The 13921-nt window shown below is 69.4% G+C and carries 21 protein-coding genes; 7 read left to right on the forward strand and 14 right to left on the reverse strand.

What is annotated here, in order from left to right; all coding sequences use genetic code 11:
* Positions 1-113 precede the first annotated feature (113 nt).
* From AB0F17_RS42995 to AB0F17_RS43020, 6 genes are all read left to right on the forward strand, one after another.
* A complete protein-coding gene (locus AB0F17_RS42995; RefSeq protein ID WP_358035574.1) occupies positions 114-806 on the forward strand; it encodes an AAA family ATPase in 693 nt (230 codons plus the stop codon).
* Complete coding sequence (locus tag AB0F17_RS43000) at positions 803-1705, forward strand: phosphotransferase (protein ID WP_358035576.1); 903 nt, start codon at positions 803-805, stop codon at positions 1703-1705. The genes AB0F17_RS42995 and AB0F17_RS43000 overlap by 4 nt, the downstream gene beginning before the upstream one ends.
* Positions 1702-2346, forward strand: a complete 645-nt coding sequence (locus AB0F17_RS43005) for a methyltransferase domain-containing protein (protein WP_358035578.1) — start codon at positions 1702-1704, stop codon at positions 2344-2346. The genes AB0F17_RS43000 and AB0F17_RS43005 overlap by 4 nt, the downstream gene beginning before the upstream one ends.
* A 17-nt stretch (positions 2347-2363) precedes the next feature.
* On the forward strand, positions 2364-3050 hold the full coding sequence (locus AB0F17_RS43010) for an HAD family phosphatase (protein WP_358035580.1): 687 nt from the start codon (positions 2364-2366) through the stop codon (positions 3048-3050).
* Between the two features lie 10 nt (positions 3051-3060).
* Complete coding sequence (locus AB0F17_RS43015; RefSeq protein WP_358035582.1) at positions 3061-3768, forward strand: histidine phosphatase family protein; 708 nt, start codon at positions 3061-3063, stop codon at positions 3766-3768.
* Positions 3769-4231: 463 nt separating this feature from the next.
* A complete protein-coding gene (locus AB0F17_RS43020) occupies positions 4232-4747 on the forward strand; it encodes a hypothetical protein (protein WP_358035584.1) in 516 nt (171 codons plus the stop codon).
* Positions 4748-4995: 248 nt separating this feature from the next.
* Here AB0F17_RS43020 and AB0F17_RS43025 read toward each other — a convergent pair whose 3' ends face one another.
* The 8 genes from AB0F17_RS43025 to AB0F17_RS43060 all read right to left on the reverse strand — a co-directional run bounded on the left by AB0F17_RS43025 (position 4996) and on the right by AB0F17_RS43060 (position 9960).
* On the reverse strand, positions 4996-5403 hold the full coding sequence (locus tag AB0F17_RS43025) for a hypothetical protein (protein WP_358035586.1): 408 nt from the start codon (positions 5401-5403) through the stop codon (positions 4996-4998).
* A 228-nt stretch (positions 5404-5631) separates the two neighbouring features.
* On the reverse strand, positions 5632-6321 hold the full coding sequence (locus AB0F17_RS43030) for an HNH endonuclease family protein (protein WP_358035588.1): 690 nt from the start codon (positions 6319-6321) through the stop codon (positions 5632-5634).
* Positions 6322-6534: 213 nt separating this feature from the next.
* A complete protein-coding gene (locus AB0F17_RS43035; protein WP_358035590.1) occupies positions 6535-7824 on the reverse strand; it encodes a hypothetical protein in 1290 nt (429 codons plus the stop codon).
* Complete coding sequence (locus tag AB0F17_RS43040; RefSeq protein WP_358035592.1) at positions 7803-8156, reverse strand: hypothetical protein; 354 nt, start codon at positions 8154-8156, stop codon at positions 7803-7805. Before AB0F17_RS43040 ends, AB0F17_RS43035 begins: the two co-directional genes overlap by 22 nt.
* Positions 8146-8787: a hypothetical protein gene (locus AB0F17_RS43045; protein ID WP_358035594.1), complete on the reverse strand. Its 642-nt coding sequence runs from the start codon at positions 8785-8787 to the stop codon at positions 8146-8148. Before AB0F17_RS43045 ends, AB0F17_RS43040 begins: the two co-directional genes overlap by 11 nt.
* A gap of 5 nt (positions 8788-8792) precedes the next feature.
* Entirely contained in the window at positions 8793-9329 is a 537-nt protein-coding gene (locus tag AB0F17_RS43050) for a DUF6221 family protein (protein ID WP_358035596.1), read from the reverse strand.
* Entirely contained in the window at positions 9326-9646 is a 321-nt protein-coding gene (locus AB0F17_RS43055) for a hypothetical protein (RefSeq protein ID WP_358035598.1), read from the reverse strand. Before AB0F17_RS43055 ends, AB0F17_RS43050 begins: the two co-directional genes overlap by 4 nt.
* Positions 9643-9960, reverse strand: a complete 318-nt coding sequence (locus AB0F17_RS43060) for a hypothetical protein (RefSeq protein ID WP_358035600.1) — start codon at positions 9958-9960, stop codon at positions 9643-9645. Before AB0F17_RS43060 ends, AB0F17_RS43055 begins: the two co-directional genes overlap by 4 nt.
* 380 nt (positions 9961-10340) lie before the next feature.
* Here AB0F17_RS43060 and AB0F17_RS43065 point away from each other — a divergent pair, with 380 nt between their 5' ends.
* The gene (locus AB0F17_RS43065) at positions 10341-10535 is read left to right on the forward strand and encodes a hypothetical protein (protein ID WP_358035602.1); all 195 of its coding nucleotides are present in this window, start codon (positions 10341-10343) and stop codon (positions 10533-10535) included.
* A gap of 138 nt (positions 10536-10673) precedes the next feature.
* Here AB0F17_RS43065 and AB0F17_RS43070 read toward each other — a convergent pair whose 3' ends face one another.
* The 6 genes from AB0F17_RS43070 to AB0F17_RS43095 are packed head-to-tail and all read right to left on the reverse strand — an operon-like array spanning position 10674 to position 13872.
* Complete coding sequence (locus AB0F17_RS43070; protein ID WP_358035604.1) at positions 10674-10964, reverse strand: hypothetical protein; 291 nt, start codon at positions 10962-10964, stop codon at positions 10674-10676.
* Entirely contained in the window at positions 10961-11365 is a 405-nt protein-coding gene (locus tag AB0F17_RS43075; RefSeq protein WP_358035606.1) for a hypothetical protein, read from the reverse strand. Before AB0F17_RS43075 ends, AB0F17_RS43070 begins: the two co-directional genes overlap by 4 nt.
* Positions 11365-12453: a tyrosine-type recombinase/integrase gene (locus AB0F17_RS43080; protein ID WP_358035608.1), complete on the reverse strand. Its 1089-nt coding sequence runs from the start codon at positions 12451-12453 to the stop codon at positions 11365-11367. Before AB0F17_RS43080 ends, AB0F17_RS43075 begins: the two co-directional genes overlap by 1 nt.
* Positions 12450-12902: a hypothetical protein gene (locus tag AB0F17_RS43085; RefSeq protein ID WP_358035610.1), complete on the reverse strand. Its 453-nt coding sequence runs from the start codon at positions 12900-12902 to the stop codon at positions 12450-12452. Before AB0F17_RS43085 ends, AB0F17_RS43080 begins: the two co-directional genes overlap by 4 nt.
* On the reverse strand, positions 12899-13660 hold the full coding sequence (locus tag AB0F17_RS43090) for a DNA translocase FtsK (RefSeq protein ID WP_358035612.1): 762 nt from the start codon (positions 13658-13660) through the stop codon (positions 12899-12901). Before AB0F17_RS43090 ends, AB0F17_RS43085 begins: the two co-directional genes overlap by 4 nt.
* Positions 13657-13872, reverse strand: a complete 216-nt coding sequence (locus AB0F17_RS43095) for a hypothetical protein (RefSeq protein ID WP_358035614.1) — start codon at positions 13870-13872, stop codon at positions 13657-13659. The genes AB0F17_RS43090 and AB0F17_RS43095 overlap by 4 nt, the downstream gene beginning before the upstream one ends.
* Positions 13873-13921 lie beyond the last annotated feature (49 nt).

Below are 13921 nucleotides of genomic sequence, written 5' to 3' on the forward strand. Positions count from 1 at the left end.
GGGGATGTGCTGACCGTAGACAAGCTGTTCACCACGGTTCCCTCCGGTCACGTCTCGGCTCACGCGGACCACAACGTATCAGCCGCATCACTACACGCGAGGGAGATAAGTCAATGCATGATGACGATCATCGAACGCCTCAGCGGGGCCGCGTTGTCGTGGGGTTGGAGGGCCCCTGTTTCGCCGGCAAGACCACCCTGGCCGGGGCGCTCGCCGACCGATTCGGCGCCACGATTGCACCGGAGTACGCCGACGTGACCGCCCTCCCGCCGTTTCCGCCGGCCGATGAGGCGAGCGTCACGGCAGCGCTGGAGCACTTTCTGATGGTCGAGCACAGCCGGGCCGACCGGGCTGCCGGAGCCGTGGTGGTGTGCGACCGCAGCCCTCTGACCTTGATCGCGTTCGAGCACGCGATGGCGGCTCTGGCCGTCCCCCGCGACCCCATCCACGCCATCGCCCTATTCACCCAGGCGGCCGAGCGCGGCGGCATCCTCGTCCCGGACGGCTACGTCCACCTGACCATCACCCCCGAGCAGGTAGCGGCGCGACAGCAGTGGCGCGGCCCGGTGGCCGCCCACCTGGCCCATCCCGGAGTGCAGGCCCTCATGCGGGAGGCTTATGAGTTTTACCTGCGACAGGTGCCGCCACAGCGGTGCCTATTCCTGGACGGCGGCCAGCCCCTGGCCGAGGTGGTGCAGGCAACGTCGGCCTTCCTGGACGGGCTGGCCGTCACCACCGCCCCGCCGCCCCCGTCGTGGCGGTGCCTGCTGCCGCTCGTCACCACGACCACCGGCGGGCAGCAATGACCACCCCGCCCGCCACCGTGCCCGCCACCGTGCCCGCCGCCTGCGAGGAAGCCGCCCTGCGACAGCGGCTACACCGGTTGTGCCCCGGCGTCATCGGCGAGGAGCCAGCCATCCGGACCGAGACGAGCCTGCTGCTACCCGGCCGTCTCGGCGCCCGCCCGGTGATCGCCAAGCAGCCGACCGACCGGCGGCCGTTCTGGGTCCAGCGGTGCCTCCACGAGATCGCCGTCTACCGGGCCCTGGAGGCGGCCGGGCCCCCGCCGGTTCCTCTCCCCGAGCTGGTCGCCGCCGACCCCGAAACACCGATCGTGGTCGTGACCCGGCTGCCCGGCGATGCGCTCGGCCCGGACAGGTACCCGGCCACCCCACCACCGCCCGAGCGGGTCGACCTGCTGCTCGCCTGCCTAGCGCGGATGCACGCCTGGCGGCCGACCGGCGGCATCTTCCCCGTCGACGACGACTACCCCGCCCAGTACGCCCGTCTGGGTCCGCTGTTCACCCCCGATGATCTGGCGTGCGTGGCCCGCCTGCACCACCAGGTCACGCACCGACTGACCCTACGGATCGCCCACGGCGACGCCCACCTGGGCAACGCCCTGCTCCACGATGACGCCGTGGCGCTCATCGACCTGGAGTTCACCGCCTGGCGGCCTCCCGGCTTCGACCAGGCCAAGCTGTGGGTACTGCTCGGCGACCACCCCCAGGCGCAGGCCCGCCTGCGAGACGTTATCCCCGCCGACCCGTGGCATCAGGCGGCGTTCTGGCTCGCCGCAGCGTTGATCTGCGGCCGGGAACTCCGCTCCCACCAGCGGATGGCCGCCCGCCAGCAGCGCCTGGCCCGCCTCGCCGCCGACCTGCACGTCAGCCTGCACGCCCTCCACCGATCCGACCTCGCGTGAGGAGAGCCATTGTGATGGACCTGCCCGCCGAACCCGTCAGCGACTTCTACGGCTACGACCGCGGTGCTCCCGTCGACCGCCTCTACATCGACGCTTTTCTCGCCCGCCACGCCAACCGAATCCATGGCCACGTCGCCGAAATCAAGGACAACACCTACGCTCGCCGTTTCGCCGCCGGACACCTGAGCGGCGTCACCGTCATCGACATCGACCCCAATAACCCCGAGGCCACCCTCATCGCCGATCTGTGCCAGCCGCTCAGCCTGCCCGCTGGCACCTTCGACTGCATCATCTGCACCCAGACGCTTCAGTTCCTGACCGAACCGGCAACCGCGCTGGACAACATGCGCAACGCCCTGCGGCCCGGCGGAACTCTGCTGCTCGCCGCACCCGCCCTCAGCCGCATCTCCTGCGGCGCCCCCGACAGCGACCTGTGGCGCGTCACCCCGTCCGGGTTGAAACACCTGCTCACCCACTGGCCGGGCCCAGTGACCGTCACCGGCCACGGCAACCTCGCCACCTGCCTGGCGTTCCTTACCGGCTACGCCGCCGGTGAGCTGCCATCCGAAAAGCTCACCGCCCCCGACGACCCGCGCTTCCCCCTGCTGTCCTGCGCCGCCGCGACCCTGTTCACCCACTGATCTGCGGGAAGGTCCCCATGCTCATCCCCCATGACGCGGTCGTCTTCGACTGCGACGGCACCCTCGTAGATACCGAAACGTCCTGGAACCGCGCCTACCATCACTTGTTCGACCACTACGGCGTCCCCCTCGACCCGTCCGCCCGCACCCGGCTGGTCGGCCTGCAACTGAGCGAGCTCGGCCACGCCCTGGCTGACCTTCTTGGCCACCCCGCCCCGCCCGACCAACTCGGCCGCACCATCTACGCCCTGGTATGCGACAACGTCGGTACCGGCGTGAACGCCCGGCCTGGCGCGGTCGAACTCGTCACCGCCTTGCACGGCACCCGGCCGCTGGCCATCGCCACCAACACCCCGGTCGAAATCGTCACCGGCTACCTGGAACGCATCGGCATCCGGGCGGCGTTCGACGCGGTCGTGGACTGCGTCACCGCAGGTGCGCCCAAACCATCGCCGGCCCCCTACCTGCACGCCTGCATGATGCTCGGCGTGGAGGCGGCCCGGTCCATCGCCATCGAAGACTCCGCCACCGGTACAACCGCGGCACGGGCTGCCAGCATGTTCATCATCGGCGTGCCCTCCCACCGCGACCTGACTCTCGATGCCGACCTGCGCGCCCCCAGCTTGCACGACCCGGCGGTATGGGAGGCACTCGGCGCCACCGACAGCGTGTTCTCCCAGACGCGGGACCGCTTCTGCGCGTAGACATCACCTCATGCACCCTCACCTGATTCTCATCCGGCACGGCCACGCCCACTCCAACGCGGCCGGCGTCGCCGGCGGCCTGAACGGCTGTGCCGGATTGACCGACCTTGGCACCTGGCAGGCCCGTCAGCTCGCCGCGCACCTGGCCCGGCAGACCAGCTTCGGCCAAGCACCACCCGCCATATATGCCAGCCCGAGCCGGCGTGCCCGGCAGACCGCCGATATCGTCGGCGCCGCCCTCAACGTCGACGTCACCGAAGTACCCGACCTACGCGACCCGGACTACGGCGACGGCGACGGCCGCCCCTGGGAAGAGATTCTCGACCAATTCCCTGGCGACCCCTCGACCCGGTTGGACGAACCGCTCCTGCCGGGAGCCGAACCGTGGCCGGCGTATCTGCAACGCACCTGGACGGCCCTCGACGCGATCATCGACACCGCGCTGCCCGCCGTGGTTGTCGGTCACGCGGAAACCGTCAAAGCGGCGTTCCACCGTTTCCTTGGGGGCCCACCGAACCAGCGCATGCCGATCAAAGTCATGGTGGACAACACCGCTGTCACTCGCTGGCAGCTCATTCCCCCACGGGTAGAAGGCGGCCTGCCCCGGTGGATGCTGCTCACGCATAACGACACCACCCACCTCGCCGAGCGGGCGCCGTTACCGGGATCAAACGGCGCTGGCGCCTCAGCGTGGATGTCCAAGAGAAGGCCGCACTGACCGAGATCGCGCAGGGCTGCCCCAACACCGAGCTGCCCGGCGCAGACCGCCTCTGACCGAGACGGTAAGCGATCAGTTGCCCAACCTCATGCCGCCCGTGTGGCGTACGCCGCCGCCGACACTGTGGGGGAGCCAGCCGCCTGTGTCGCCAGCCGGGACCCAGCCGCCGCCGTGATTGCTGTGTCTGATCATGGCTGCGAGCATGCCAGTTCCGAACCAGGCCCGACAATGCCCCCGCATGGGGGCCGATCGCACACGCGCGTGGGCGTGTGGAGATCCTCCGCAGGAGGCGGCCCATCGATCGTCATAACCTTCCCCCGGCGAAGGTCGGGGTTGAGGAACAGCGGAACCGCAGTCAAGATCGACTCATGGCCGGTCTCCCGTATCTCGGCTGGACCCGGCTAGGCTCCAGATGATCATCTCGTGACAGTGCGGGACCGACAGCCCCGAAAGGATCGGGTACATGGTTTCTGATCGCGACAGGGAAAAGTATGAGCGGGCCTTCGACACCTTCGACTCTGACCGCGACGGTCGCATAACTTGGTCGGACGTCCAGGTTCTCATCGACCGCTTCGAGGGGGGTCCTGGCATCCAGTCCTTTTACCAGATGTACTGGCAAGAGCTGGTGGGTCTCTCGGGCGGGGACGAGGATGGCCTGTGGAGGGATGCCTTCATCGAGGCCCAGAGCCAGCTTGAATTCAGCCCAAGCCAGGAAGACACAATCCAGAGCGCCGCTGACTCGATCTTCCAGTCCATAGCCAACGACGGCGGCGATGAGATCGCCAAAGACGAGTTCGTCAACCTCCTCCGCAGAGTCTGGGGGACCGACGACCTGCACGCGGCGGATGCTTTCCGCCAACTCGGCCCCGACAGGGACGGCCGCGTTTCGCGGCAAGAGTTCGTCCAGGCAGCGCAGAAGCACTTCTTCACCACCCACCACAACGTCGGTGTGAGTGCTGCCTTCTTCAGCGAGCTCTAAAGAGGGCGGTCACCCCGGCAAGCCTCTCCTCATCATCCGTCCGCGGTAGCCGGATCGCGCAGGGAGATGAACGGAGAAATGTGCCTGCTATTCGGGCTGGTGGTCGAGGTGGACCAGGTCGGGCGGCAGCTGGGTGGTCTCGGCGCGGGAGCTGGCGGAGAACGTCACGCCGACCGATGCCGAGCTGGGCCGGGCGCGTGGGCGGGCCGGGGCGCCCCGGCCCGCCAGGGCAATCGTGCGGGTTTACATCAGTGCAGCGTGGCCTGCCCGGCATGGCTTGTAGCGCCGCCGGAGTTGTCCAGCACGTGGGCTCTGTAGGTGAAGGCCTGTCCGAACCTCAAGCCCCTGTCCTCGTAGTCGTAGATCATGATGCTGCCCGTGAAGGTTCCCTCAGGGCCGCAAGATGTTTCGATCCTGCCTCCCCAGTGTTCCCCCGTGATGAGGACGTGGATCCACGCGTCGGGCTGGCAGGTGCCGCGCCAGTGCATGGTGATGTCTTTGGGAGAGGGCGTCGGCCCGGCTCCGACGAAGGAGAAGGTGTCCTCCGCGGCGGCGCGGACGGGGGTGGCGGCTTGGGCGGGTGCCGATGTGCCGGCGACCGCGCCGATCGCTAGGGCGGCCACCGCCGTGGCTGCCAGGCGTGCGAGGTACTTCATCGTGATCTCCTTATCTGCTCGGCTGAGGCGAGCTGGTCGGGGTCGTGCTCGGCTTGCGGCGAGGCCGGCCTGCGTCCCGGCGTGTGGTCGGCGGCAACGTTATTGGCGGTCCCCTGGGATGTACGGGGCGGCCTGGGCGTGGTCCTGCCGGAGACCGGGGCGCGGCCCCGGGTGATGCCGGATCGGCTGCCGGAGGGCCGGCGGTCAGGTGGATCGGGGTTGCAGGGATCAGCGGTCTGGGCTGGGAAGCGGCTGGTCGGGGCAGGTGCGGGCGATGGCGGCCAGGGCGTCCTTTTCGACGGGGTCCACTGACAGGTGCCAGCGGAGTTTGACCGCGGTCCATTCGGCCGCATACCGGCAGCGGGCCGGCTCGTGCGGGGGCAGCCACTGGGCGGGGTCCTTGTCGGCCTTTTGCCGGTTGCTGCGGGCGGTGACCGCGACCAGGTGCCACGGCTCGTCCAGGTCGTTGGCGTAGGCCTGGCGCTGGGCGGCGTCCCAGGCGTGGGCGCCCGAATCCCACGCCTCGGCCAGCGGCACCAGGTGGTCGACGTCCAGCTTGGACGCCGCATCGACGAGTTGGTCGTCGTAGTAGGAGTTCCAGGTTCCGCCGGTCAGCGCGCAGCCGGGGCCGATGTCCGGCGGGGTGGTCGCCTCGTCGATCAGGACTTCCGCGCGGGTGTCGCAGCCGTCGCGGTCGACGTCGATCCAGTGTTTGAACGAGGTGCGTTTGTAGCCGGTGCGGTCCTCCACGTCCACCGGCAGGCCCTGCACCGCCTCCTGCAGCAGTGGCCCTTCGACGGCCGCGGCGGGTGACGTCCGTGCCGCGGCGGTGGCCGGGGCGTTTCCGCTGGCAAGGGTGGCGGCTAGGAGTGCCGCGACGGCCGTCAGGGTGCGCCGCACGGGGAACAACGCAGGCATGGTTCTCCAACCCGAAACACTCATTACTCACAGTGGTGAATTGCAACTCTAAGTAATCAATGCGGGTGGGCGCGTGTCACTACCGGCGCGGTGACAGCTATCTACCGCTCCCCGTGAAGGGCCGCTCGATTCGCCAGCACGGTTGGCGGGAGCGCTGACGTCAGGCGCCTACACCACGCGGCGTGTTTCTGGCGTACTCCGTTTTCAAAGGGGTCACAGGGTCACCTCCCACACCTCAGCGATCCCGCCCTCCCGGTTGACCTCAATCCGGCCGGTGGGCCGGGCGCAGCCCAAGTCCACGCCCGACACCTTGCCGGTCTCCACGCCCAGGATCGTGCTGCGCACGCGAGGGAGCACCAGATCGTCCGCGCACGGCCGCGGCCGCCACACGCCTTCCTCTTTGCCGATCCAGCCGGGCGGGAGACCAAGCCCGGGGCGAAGCACGATCTGTCGGATCGCGCCGGGGATGGCGCGGACGGTCACGCCGAGCACGAGGACCAGGCCGGCTCCCATGTCCGCGGGCAGCGGCCACTGTCCATCGGGTAGGTCGCCGCGGGTGAGGTGGATGAGGACGTGTTGCTCGCCGAGTTGCTCGGCCACGTGGCGCCTGGCGAGCTTCTCCGCGTGCTGGCGTATCGGCTCGTCGTCGGCCGTGTTGGGGATGAGGTACCGGGCAATCCGGTCGGGCCGTGTCCCTGTCGGAACGGCGTGCTCGACGAGCTCCTTGTACGTGGCGTGCTGGCCGGGGTTGCCGTGTTGCTCGGCGATGACGGGCGCCTTCTCCGGCTCGACCATGATGCGGACGCCGTACACGGTGGCCACGTACGCGCCAGGGCTGGCTTCGGCGAGAATCTTGGGCAGGCGGGCGGCCAGGAGCGGCCGGTCGGCGTACTCCTCCGCCATCCGCTCGATGTGCACGATGAGCGCTCGCGCCTTCTCTACGCTGTAGACCTGCTCGGCGGTCTCGCCCAGCCCGTCCGCGATGTAGGCCTTGTATGCAGCCGTGCGCCGCTGGAGGATTTCCTGCACCACGGGGTGGTCCGGGAAGCCCAGGTGCATGCTGCTGGCGATGATGTCGGCGATCTCGTCAGCGGGGTACCCGCTATCGAGGAGGTCGCGGAGCTGCTCCCGCGTGACCCTCCCCTTGGCGACCGCTGTGCCGCCAGGGTCGCGCCGGGGCAGGCGGGAGTCGTTCAGGCGTGTAGGCGTGCCGCCGCGCAGGTGCGGGGCGGGCTGGCCTTCCCCTTCGTGGGTGGCGCGGGTGACATTCACGCACGGCTGGCTCACCCCATGGAGGACCTTGCGGATCTCTCCGGCGTCCGGCCGCTGAAGGAAGCGTGGCGTCTCCACGACGCGCAGGTTCAGCACACAGATGCCGGCCAGCCGCTCGGCGTCGGTGGCTTCGATCACCTGGTCGGCGCGCAGCCCGAGGTCGCGGCGGACGGTCTCGGTCTCGGCGTTGTCGTAGGCGCAGATGACGGTCAGCATGTCGTGCGTGGCCATGAGGTCTCCAGGCTGGTGAGGGTGGGGTACAGCGCCGGGGGGACGTGCCGGCGGGGACGTGCGCGGAGGGCGCGCAGGTGAGTGGCGATGGTGAGCTGGGCGTCGAGGACGCCGACGTTCCGCAAGAACGGGGCCAGGCCGGTCGGGTTCCAGCCGGCGAGGTCGTCGAGCTCATCGCGCGAGAGGAAGACTCGCTGCACGTTCCGTTCGACATCGGCCAAGAGGGTGCGCTCTACGTATCGGCTGGCGCTGAAGTCCTCAGTGGCCTCGTCGTGCACCGTGTGCGTGGGTCTGGCGCCCTGCCGGGCCGGGGTCGGGGCGCTACTCGACATCTGCGGCCGCCTCCGGCTCGGCGTCGGTGGGGGTGTCGCGTTCGCTGCTGTCGATCTGCGTGCCGTCCCACAAGCGGGCGTGGAACATGACCTTCATGGGGCCGGTCGTGTGGAGCTTCCCGGCTTCCAGGCCGGCCGTGCGAACGTCCATGTCGGCGCGCGCAGCCCAGGACACCCACGACTCGGCGACCATGACGCGTAGGTGCGACGGCAGAAGGGGCGGATCGTCGGTATCGTGCTGCCAGTGGTCGGCGAGCTGCTCCAACCAGCGGCGCACTCCGGGCTTGGGGTCAGGGAACGGGCCGCACACAGTGCGGGCCGCGGCCTCCAGCCCGGGGATGAGCTCCTCGCGGGGCCCGTTCGGGAGCGGCCGCTCATGCTGGCTGCCGTCGATCCAGTCGGCGTAGTTCATGGCGGAGACCTTGTTCCGCGCCCTGGCGGCTTCGAGCTGGTCGAGCAGCTCGTGGTGGGTGGCCACCATGCGCAGCAGCAGGCCGGGCCCGTCCTGCATGAAGGTGCTCACGGCGGCGTTGTCGATGACGTTGCCGGAAGGCTCGGCGAGGATGGCGTGGACCATCCGCTCCGTCTTGGCGAGGTCATGGCGGGCGGCGGCGATCGGATCTACGGCCATGGTCACTATTCAGTCCATTCGGGGTTAAAGCCGGGTAGGTCGCGGTGGGCGCGGAGAAGGCCTCGGATGGTGGGGCATGGGTAGCCCATGTGCGGGGCTTCGGCCGGGTTGCCGGTGTCGCAGTAGGCGCAGGTCGCATACGGGACGAGAAGGCGCTGATCGCCGTCGTATCGGTAGATGCGTTCCTCGTGTACGGCGTGCTGGTCGAGTAGCCCGAGGTGGTAGTCGGCGATGGCGAGCTCGTGCCGCGGATGATGGCGGGCGGCGTGCTCGGCGTCCGGCCGGGACATGGCGCCGGTCGGTCCGCCCCACGTGACGACGTGGTCGATGCTGCTGCCGGGGTGGCGGCGTACGAGGTTCACGAACTGGTGACTGCTGGGCTGGAGGTGCCAGACGGCGGGGGCGCCGCCGGCGCGTTCGGCCAGGACCTGGGCGGCGGTGAGGGCGTTGCGGAGCCAGCCCACCATGTCGTGCGCCTGCTGCACATCGAAGCTGGGCGTGGTGGTGGCGGGGTCGCGGACGTCGAGCTCGGGCGTGGTCATCGGCGCCGTCCCGTCCGGTGGCGGGCCCGCTGCTGATAGAGCGTCTTGGCTCGCCGCTGCCCGGGATGCGGTCGCCTGTAGAAGAAGCGGTGAGCCCACCACGAGCAGCGGATCATCCGGATCGGGATCGTGAACTCGAGGCGGCCGGGCGATGCCCACGTCTCCAGCCGCTCCGCCGACGTCACGAGGTCCGGCGCGAAGGACAAGCCGTCAACGTCGAGGAGACCAATGTCCTGCCAGCCGTTCGCGTCGGTCGGGCTGGCGCCGGAGGGGCCAAGCTTGAAGGCCCGTACGGACCCATGGAAGACGCCGCTCATCGGGCCCACCAGAGGCCAAGGTGCGGGTGGAGGCAGTCGAGGAGCTTACGGAAGCTCCCCAGGACGGCTGGCGTGCCGGTGAGCTTGAGCAGGTGGAGCCGAAACAGCTTGCCGTTGTCGTGCTGAACGGTGACGTGGATGCCGCGGGCCTTGGCAGCGAGGAGGATGCGGCGGAAGGTGCGCCGGGATTTCGGGGAGTACTGGCGGGTGATCACATGCCAGGGGATCGTGCGGGGCGGCGGGGGCGCCGGGGGCCACTGCATGTGGAGCCGGTCGGGGGCGCGGGTTTTCTTGAGGGGGAACAGGCCGGGCATGAGAAACGGTCCTCTCCGTAGTGGGGAGAGGACCGTATGAGGGCGTTCGGGTTAGCGTCTGCGTCCGATTTGGCCGGGGCAGGAGGCGCCAGTGTGTCGATGCCCGTACCGCCCTAGGCATGCCGTGCAGAAGATCCTGTCTACGGGGACGGTGGTGCTCGTCTCAATGGTCAACTTCTTGTCGGCGATGGCGGCGGGAGCCTGCTCAGCGGTGATGGGGACGCGAATGGCTGCTACCCACTGGTGCGCTGTACCGGTCATTGGACGGTCTTCCTCTCTTGAGTGGAGAGGGGACCATATGGCGGGCTTGCGGTTAGTGTCTGCCTCCAATCAACCTGGCCCGAATTACACCCAAATCAAACCTTTTGTACGATTCGGTTATGCGGCTGTGGGTGGGCATTGACGGGATAGAGGTCGAGGGCAAGATCCTCCAGGACCGACAGGTCCTCACGGTCTTCCGCCGGTACGGCAAGCGGCGCTATCTGCTGGGCGACTGCCGGTCCGTGGCTCAGGTCCGTGAACACGTCGGCGATCTCGCCGCCCTCGTGGAAGTCGTGCAGCTTCGCCGCAGATAGGGCGAGCGAATCATCTGGTGTCACGCCTGCTGAGCGCGTCTGCCCGCATACGGCGCCGTATCTCGGCCGCGAAGATACGCCGCGCCCGTAGCTCATGGCGGAGGTCGCCGCAGAACGGGTCGCGCACGAGCCGGAACGTCAGCCAGAAGTCCCGGGCCCAGAGGCGAGCCTGGGCAAGGCGTTCGGTTCGATGTTCCACGCTGCGCCTCCTCTCTCCGGGTACACGGGGGCGAGAGTCTCGACCGTGAGGGTGGCGGTGCGGCCGTCGTCGGCTATTTCGGCTTCGACCAGCGTGCCTAGCAGGGTGCCCTGCGCACCGAGGATGACGGGGATCTGCTTACCGATCTGGCTGTCGAACGCGCCAGGGGCGAACACGTCGCCGGGGTCGGCGTGCTTCTCGATCTGCCAGCGGGCGGAGCTGCTGCTCACGCTGGGGTTCCTTGTGCGGCTGCGGTGATGACGTCCTGGAGGGCCTGCACATACCGGTACTCCACTTCAAGGGTCCGATACGGCCACTCCCGGGTGGACGCGTCGCCGAGGTAGGCATAGCTGAGCCCGTGGACGTGGACGCGGCCCTCGCGCACTTCCACCCGGTGCTCGGGCAGAGCGCTGCCCTCCTGGTTCTCCTGGAGCGCGGCCGCGTAGCCGTGGAAATCGCGCACCTGGTCGAACGCGGCGACGAGGGCCGGCACCTGGCCGGCGGGGATGCTCCACCCGCGTTCCGGCGTGACGGCGAGGTAGTCGGAGTGGCAGCCGAGGTAGAACGACTCGCCGCGCACTTCGACGGTGAACGGTCCCATCTCCGGGGTGGGGTCGAGGCAGCCGCCCATCATTGTGGCCTTTCGTCGTTGGCTGGCGGGGTGGCGCGGTTCGGCAAGCGTAGCCGGTTGACCGCGGCGCGGCGGGTCTCTTCCGGCCGGCGGTCGTAGCGGGCGGTGGTGGCTGGGGAGGAGTGGCCGACGAGGGCCTGCGCGGTAGCCAGGTCCACGCCGGCGTCGAGGAGTTCGCCGATGAAGGTGCGGCGGAAGTCGTGCGCCCGGAACGGCTTCTTACCCATCGTCTCCGGGTCGAGGTGCTTAGCCTGGCTGACGCGCTTCATCAGCATCTTGCGCAGGGCCTGCCCGGTCATGCGGGCGGGCCGGTCGTTGGCGTCCGTACGAAGCCGTCCGCCCTTCCAGATGGAGGGGAAGAGAGCGCCGGGGGTGCGGCCGCGCACGCTGAGCCATTCTTCGACGAGGGCGGCGGTGTCGTCGGGCACGTACGCCATGCGCTCCTTAGAGCGCTTGCCGAGCACGCGGATGCTGTTAGTTTCGCGGTCCCAGTCGGCCAGGTCGCGAGAGACGAGCTCCTCGCGCCGTACCCCGGACGTGTAGAGGACAGCGAACATGGCACGGTCCCGCATGTCGGCGGGCTTGTCGGGGTCGTCGCACACCGCGAGCAGCAGCGCCAGTGCGGCGGCCGGGATATGGCGGCCGGCCGGGAGGGTGGAGGCGTCTTCCTGTTCGAGGTCGATGGCGCGCTGGTAGTCCTCAGCTGATAAGAGTTCGAGCCGCCACGCTTCCTTCAGCACGCGGCGCAGGGCGACGAGGTGCTTGTTGATGTAGGCGGCGGACCACCCCTGCTTGAGCACCTCCGCCCGGAGACGGCTGGTGTGCTCGTAACGGAGGACGTGCCAGGGGAAGTTCTCCCCGGACACGGTGCGGTCGTCGAGCGGCTGGCCGCGGAGGATGCGGGCGAGCCGGTCCAGGCAGCCGCCCATGGCCGTCTTCGACCCTGCTGACCGCAGGTTGTCCAGATAGGTGCGGTACGGGTTCCGGATCGGGTCCACCCGGACCACGTCGCCGGCGACGAGCTCGCCGCCGGCGGGGACGAGTCGGGCGGGGACGGCGCGGGCGGGCAGCCGGTCGATGGTCGTCAATTCGGTTCCTCTTCTTCTCCGGCCGGGAGCGCCGCGGCGTGCGCTTCCCAACCTGCTGTCCATGCGTCGGCGTACAGTCGGTCGATCAGCTCTATCGGGTCTACGGGGCTGCCGTCAGGGTCGCCGAAGCCGAGCACGTCGTTCGCCCACTCGTCCGGCGCTTCCGGCGGCACCCCTTCGTCCAGGGCCGGGCCGATGCGTAGCCCGCGTTCCTGGAGCCGGTACGCGAAGTCGGGCGAGGACAGGGCCGCGTACATCTGGTCGGCGAACGCGTGGAACAAGGCGTCCGCGACCAGGTCGTACGGGGAAGCGGTGTCGTCGTGGGAGGCGCGGGCGGCCAGGCGGCGGCGCAGCCCGTAGTAGACGTCACGCGCCTCCTGGTGCCGCTCGCGGGCGGCCTTCTCCTCCGGGGTGCGCGGCTCGATCCCAGGCAGCAGCGGCCGGGTCACAGCCGCACCTCGTCCGCCGCGAAGCCGTACGGCGCGAGCAGATCGGGCAGCGCGTCCCTGCCGGCCAGTACCTTGCGCTTCCGGCCTTCCATCGGGCCGACCACGCCGAGCTCCTCCATCCGATCGAGGAGCTTCCCCGCAGTGGCGAACCCGATACGCATCCGCCGCTGGAACTGAGCGGCCGTCTGCCCTTCGACGACGAGCACGATCCCTTGCGCCAGGAGCCGCAGCTCCGCCTCCGCGGCCTCGTCGAAGTCAGGGGAGGCGCGGCGGGCCGTCATCGCCCGCCAGTCCTCCGGCAGCTTCGCGGCCAGGGCCTGCGGCATCGGCGTGACGAGGGCGCGCAGCGAGCCCGGCAGGTACTGCGACAGCCACCACAACCGCCAGTGCTTCCGCTCCAGCACGTCCATCTGCCGGACCAGCTCGCGGCGCAGGTCTCCCGACCGCTGCTCGTGCGCCTTCTCCGCCTGCTCGGCGCGCTGCTCGGCCGCGGCCGCCCGACGCTCAGCCTCCACAATCCGCGGTCTGGCGAGCTGCTCGGCCCGCTCCTCGATGCGCTGTTCGAGGGCATCGAGGCTGCGGAACAGGGTGTCGGCGAGGCGGTTGAGCTGGTGTTCGAGGAAGGGCTCAACGTTGCCGTCTGGCATGTCCTGGCCGTCCTGCGGCCACTCGTCGGGGTGATCGTTCGCCTCCTGCCAGCCGAGGACCTCGCTCTCGCTGGGGCCGTCGTCGCGCACATCGTCCATGAGGTCGCTCACCTGGTCTGCTCCTTCAGCTCATGCTCGGTGATGGGCTCGACGTGAGACAGCGCCACACAACTCGACTCCCCCTCCATCCACACCACGGCGGTGTGCCCGCCCAGCAACTGCGCCGGCGTCCGGGTACGGCTCCGCCTGCCCTCCCCCTCCCGCCAGCCAGTCCAGTACCGGACGGGCTGGCCCACCGGGTAGGCGGCGTTCCACTCCTCCACCAGCTCGGCGGCAACCTTCGCCCGCGCACGGCGCCAGGTTCGAGAGCAC

The sequence above is a fragment of the Nonomuraea sp. NPDC026600 genome, from assembly GCF_040638335.1.
Taxonomy (GTDB): domain Bacteria; phylum Actinomycetota; class Actinomycetes; order Streptosporangiales; family Streptosporangiaceae; genus Nonomuraea.

What these genes read in the sequence shown, in the direction of transcription:
- AB0F17_RS42995 (WP_358035574.1), top strand. Translation starts at nt 114, where the DNA reads ATGCATGATGACGATCATCGAACGCCTCAGCGGGGCCGCGTTGTCGTG.
- AB0F17_RS43000 (WP_358035576.1), top strand. Translation starts at nt 803, where the DNA reads ATGACCACCCCGCCCGCCACCGTGCCCGCCACCGTGCCCGCCGCCTGC.
- AB0F17_RS43010 (WP_358035580.1), top strand. Translation starts at nt 2,364, where the DNA reads ATGCTCATCCCCCATGACGCGGTCGTCTTCGACTGCGACGGCACCCTC.
- AB0F17_RS43015 (WP_358035582.1), top strand. Translation starts at nt 3,061, where the DNA reads ATGCACCCTCACCTGATTCTCATCCGGCACGGCCACGCCCACTCCAAC.
- AB0F17_RS43020 (WP_358035584.1), top strand. Translation starts at nt 4,232, where the DNA reads ATGGTTTCTGATCGCGACAGGGAAAAGTATGAGCGGGCCTTCGACACC.
- AB0F17_RS43025 (WP_358035586.1), bottom strand. Translation starts at nt 5,403, where the DNA reads ATGAAGTACCTCGCACGCCTGGCAGCCACGGCGGTGGCCGCCCTAGCG.
- AB0F17_RS43030 (WP_358035588.1), bottom strand. Translation starts at nt 6,321, where the DNA reads ATGCCTGCGTTGTTCCCCGTGCGGCGCACCCTGACGGCCGTCGCGGCA.
- AB0F17_RS43035 (WP_358035590.1), bottom strand. Translation starts at nt 7,824, where the DNA reads ATGGCCACGCACGACATGCTGACCGTCATCTGCGCCTACGACAACGCC.
- AB0F17_RS43040 (WP_358035592.1), bottom strand. Translation starts at nt 8,156, where the DNA reads ATGTCGAGTAGCGCCCCGACCCCGGCCCGGCAGGGCGCCAGACCCACG.
- AB0F17_RS43045 (WP_358035594.1), bottom strand. Translation starts at nt 8,787, where the DNA reads ATGGCCGTAGATCCGATCGCCGCCGCCCGCCATGACCTCGCCAAGACG.
- AB0F17_RS43050 (WP_358035596.1), bottom strand. Translation starts at nt 9,329, where the DNA reads ATGACCACGCCCGAGCTCGACGTCCGCGACCCCGCCACCACCACGCCC.
- AB0F17_RS43055 (WP_358035598.1), bottom strand. Translation starts at nt 9,646, where the DNA reads ATGAGCGGCGTCTTCCATGGGTCCGTACGGGCCTTCAAGCTTGGCCCC.
- AB0F17_RS43060 (WP_358035600.1), bottom strand. Translation starts at nt 9,960, where the DNA reads ATGCCCGGCCTGTTCCCCCTCAAGAAAACCCGCGCCCCCGACCGGCTC.
- AB0F17_RS43065 (WP_358035602.1), top strand. Translation starts at nt 10,341, where the DNA reads ATGCGGCTGTGGGTGGGCATTGACGGGATAGAGGTCGAGGGCAAGATC.
- AB0F17_RS43075 (WP_358035606.1), bottom strand. Translation starts at nt 11,365, where the DNA reads ATGGGCGGCTGCCTCGACCCCACCCCGGAGATGGGACCGTTCACCGTC.